Origin of the sequence: Methylobacterium oxalidis (assembly GCF_007992195.1) — a bacterium.
Taxonomy (GTDB): domain Bacteria; phylum Pseudomonadota; class Alphaproteobacteria; order Rhizobiales; family Beijerinckiaceae; genus Methylobacterium; species Methylobacterium oxalidis.
On record NZ_BJZU01000243.1, the window covers coordinates 1 to 2,862 of the forward strand.

At 61.9% G+C, this 2,862-nt stretch carries 4 protein-coding genes; 3 read left to right on the forward strand and 1 reads right to left on the reverse strand.

Features of this window, described 5'->3' with window-relative positions; genetic code table 11:
• Nucleotides 1–165 precede the first annotated feature (165 nt).
• The gene (locus MOX02_RS30060; protein ID WP_147029422.1) at nt 166–963 is read left to right on the forward strand and encodes an EAL domain-containing protein; all 798 of its coding nucleotides are present in this window, start codon (nt 166–168) and stop codon (nt 961–963) included.
• 48 nt (nt 964–1,011) lie between these two features.
• Here the strand turns inward: MOX02_RS30060 and MOX02_RS30065 are convergent, their stop codons facing one another.
• The gene (locus MOX02_RS30065) at nt 1,012–1,488 is read right to left on the reverse strand and encodes a PAS domain-containing protein (protein WP_147029421.1); all 477 of its coding nucleotides are present in this window, start codon (nt 1,486–1,488) and stop codon (nt 1,012–1,014) included.
• A gap of 188 nt (nt 1,489–1,676) precedes the next feature.
• Between MOX02_RS30065 and MOX02_RS30070 the strand changes: the two genes are divergently transcribed.
• The gene (locus tag MOX02_RS30070) at nt 1,677–2,165 is read left to right on the forward strand and encodes a BLUF domain-containing protein (RefSeq protein WP_238180054.1); all 489 of its coding nucleotides are present in this window, start codon (nt 1,677–1,679) and stop codon (nt 2,163–2,165) included.
• A gap of 290 nt (nt 2,166–2,455) precedes the next feature.
• Nucleotides 2,456–2,587 (forward strand): hypothetical protein, encoded by a 132-nt coding sequence (locus MOX02_RS32820; protein ID WP_280525378.1) that lies wholly within the window; start codon nt 2,456–2,458, stop codon nt 2,585–2,587.
• The last annotated feature ends 275 nt before the right edge of the window (nt 2,588–2,862 follow it).

Here is a 2,862-nt window from a genome sequence, read left to right on the forward strand (position 1 = left end):
TCCGACAGCCGTTCTGCTCGCGCAGCGGCTGCTCGATCTTGCTGTTCAAGCACCTTCTCGGGCTTAGCATAGATCAGCCAGAACGCCTGAATGCTCACAGTTTAGCCGCCGGTTCACGAACATTTCATCACTGCCCCTTAGCTCTCAATTGCGCGAGAGGACATGATGATGAGCAAGGCTGCATGTCAGGGATGCCGGAGCGGCGAGCCGTTGCCGTTCCATTTCACCATGGCCTTTCATCCCATCGTCGATGTCAGCAAGAGGTCCGTCTGGGGCTACGAAGCGCTGGTCCGCGGAACAGAGGGACAGGGTGCCGGGCAGATCCTTGCCATGGTCGATGAGGCAAACCGCTACAAGTTCGACCAAGCCTGCCGCGTCAAAGCCATCGAACTTGCTGGGTCTCTGTACCCAGATGCAGAGACGAAGCTCTCGATCAACTTCATGCCCAATGCCGTCTACGAGCCGGCTGCGTGCATCCGCGCCACACTTGAGGCAGCGCGCCGGGTCGGCTTAGCGCATCAGCAGATCATGTTCGAGTTCACCGAGAATGAGCGGATGGTGGATGTCGCGCACGTTCAGCGCATCATCGCCGAGTACCGCAAACAGGGCTTCGCGACGGCACTCGACGACTTCGGCGCGGGCTATGCTGGGCTCAACCTGCTCGCCAGCTTCCAGCCAGACTTCATCAAGATCGACATGGACCTGATACGCGGCATCGCGACCTCGCCGGCCCGCCAAACGATCATCGCCTGCGTGGTCACAATGGCGCGTACGCTCGGCATAACGGTGATTGCTGAAGGGATCGAGACCGAAGCGGAGCTCGGCACGTTACGCGCGGCCGGCATCCGGCTCTTCCAGGGCTACCTGTTCGCCAGGCCTGCCCTGGCCCGTTTGCCGGACGTGCACTTTGCCGCTTCCGAGACCGCATCGATCAGTCTTCTGGCCGGAGGGCAAGCTGCGTAGGCGAGTACTCGACCTGCGTGGCGCCTCATCTACATCGGTTGGCATGCGTCAGGTGAACACGCCTCCGGCGGCGCTGAGCGGCACTGGACATGCCGTTGTAGTCGGGTCAAGCGGCCGGTAGCGCCCGGCAGTGCTCTGCGAGGGCCTACCTCTGCGCCGCACCACTTCCCGCTCAAAGGCAATGAACGCCGCCGGCCCACCCTCACGATTGAGGATCGGACGCACGTCGATCTCGCACAGATACGCCTCGCCTGACTTTCGGTAGTTCTCCAACACACCGTGGAATCGGCCCTCAGCCTGCAACCTGCGGGCGAGCATCCGGGTCAGCTCGCGATTTGTGCCAGGACCCTGAAGGAGCCGCGGCGAGCTCCCGAGCATCTCCGTCACTGCGTAGCCGCTCATGCGCGCAAAGGCAGGGTTAGCGTACAGGACGGTCGGTCCGGGGCGCTCCAGATCGATGTCCGTCACCACGACCGCAACGTCGAGCGGCTCGGCGAACATCTGCACGAGTTCCACGATGGTCACAGCAGCACACCTCCGCCTGCGAGGAGCGTAAATCAGAAAGCGTTAACCGCTCCCTCACAGAGTGCGCCGCGCCCAGCGGAGCTTCTGAGGAGCAATTCAGGAAGTCTTAGCTGTTGGCGCGCAACTTTCCTCGCGTGACGCCCTGATGCGACCGCTCCATCGGAGCTGGCCGATCGGCGATGCTCCACATGTTGATCCCCGTTCAGAGACAAGGCCCCGCGCTCATGATCCATCAGCTCGTCTACTACAGCCGCAACACGGTACCGGGCGGCGACCGGGCCATGCTGACCAACATGCGCGAAATCCTCTCCGTCTCTCAGCGCAACAACAGCCGCGACGGGATCACGGGCTTTCTGATCTTCGACAAGACGCATTTTGTGCAGATCCTGGAGGGTGATCGCGCCAAGGTGACGGAGACCTACACACGCATTGCACGGGACAGCCGCCACTCTGCGGCAGCCATCATCAACGTGCGCGATGTCGAGGCGAGGCTGTTCCCAAACTGGACGATGGGTGGAGCGATGCGCACGCCTGAGGTTCAGGAGGTTTATCTTCAGCACGGCTTTGGTGGTCCGTTGGAGCCATCGCGCCTCAAGTCAGAGCAGATCATCCGGCTTGCCCTCGACCTACAGGCTTTTGAGGTGAGCCGGCGGCAGGGGCAGCGCCTGGCCAGCTGATCTGGACCTGATCTGACTCCTTCAGCCACACGATCTGCCGTGATCCCCACAGGGATCGGCAGTCAACCCTGCGGCGCGGCCTCGACGGCCGCCCGCAGCTGACCTGACCGGCTGGCTTTGGACCGGGCTGATCGCGAGGATCAGCCAGGACATGAGGAGCGGGAGATGAGGCGAGGACGTCCCTCTACCCGTCCCTCCTGCCGTGCCTGGGCATACAGGCGGTCACAGTTCTCATGAGGCGGATTTCGCGAACCGTGCGATGATGGTTGAGCGACAAGAGGAGGTTGATCATGGCCTCGGAGAAAAAGCACGGAAACCGCGAAGCTAAGAAGCCGAAGAAGCCAGTGCCGAAGACGATTGCGGCAGCGCCATCCACGAAGGACATGGTCAGTGCGGCCGTCAAATCGGCGAGCAGGAAGTAGGTTTTACAACTTCTGGCATAGTTAATGACCCCAAGCCAGTGGCGGGGACGAACATGGTGGCGTTCCGCATCTGCGAATGGTCATCTGTGCAGTTCGTCAACCGCCGCAGCGAGTGGTGGTTGAGGACGCGTGATCACCCAAGTTGCTTCTCGCCATCGGCTCAGGCTGGCCCGATGCGGCTCGGAACACCTGTCATCGGAGCAGTCACCTCCCTCTTGATGCTGACCACACAATGGTCGGCTTCTCCGTCGTCGCCGGCACTGGCTCGCTCAGGG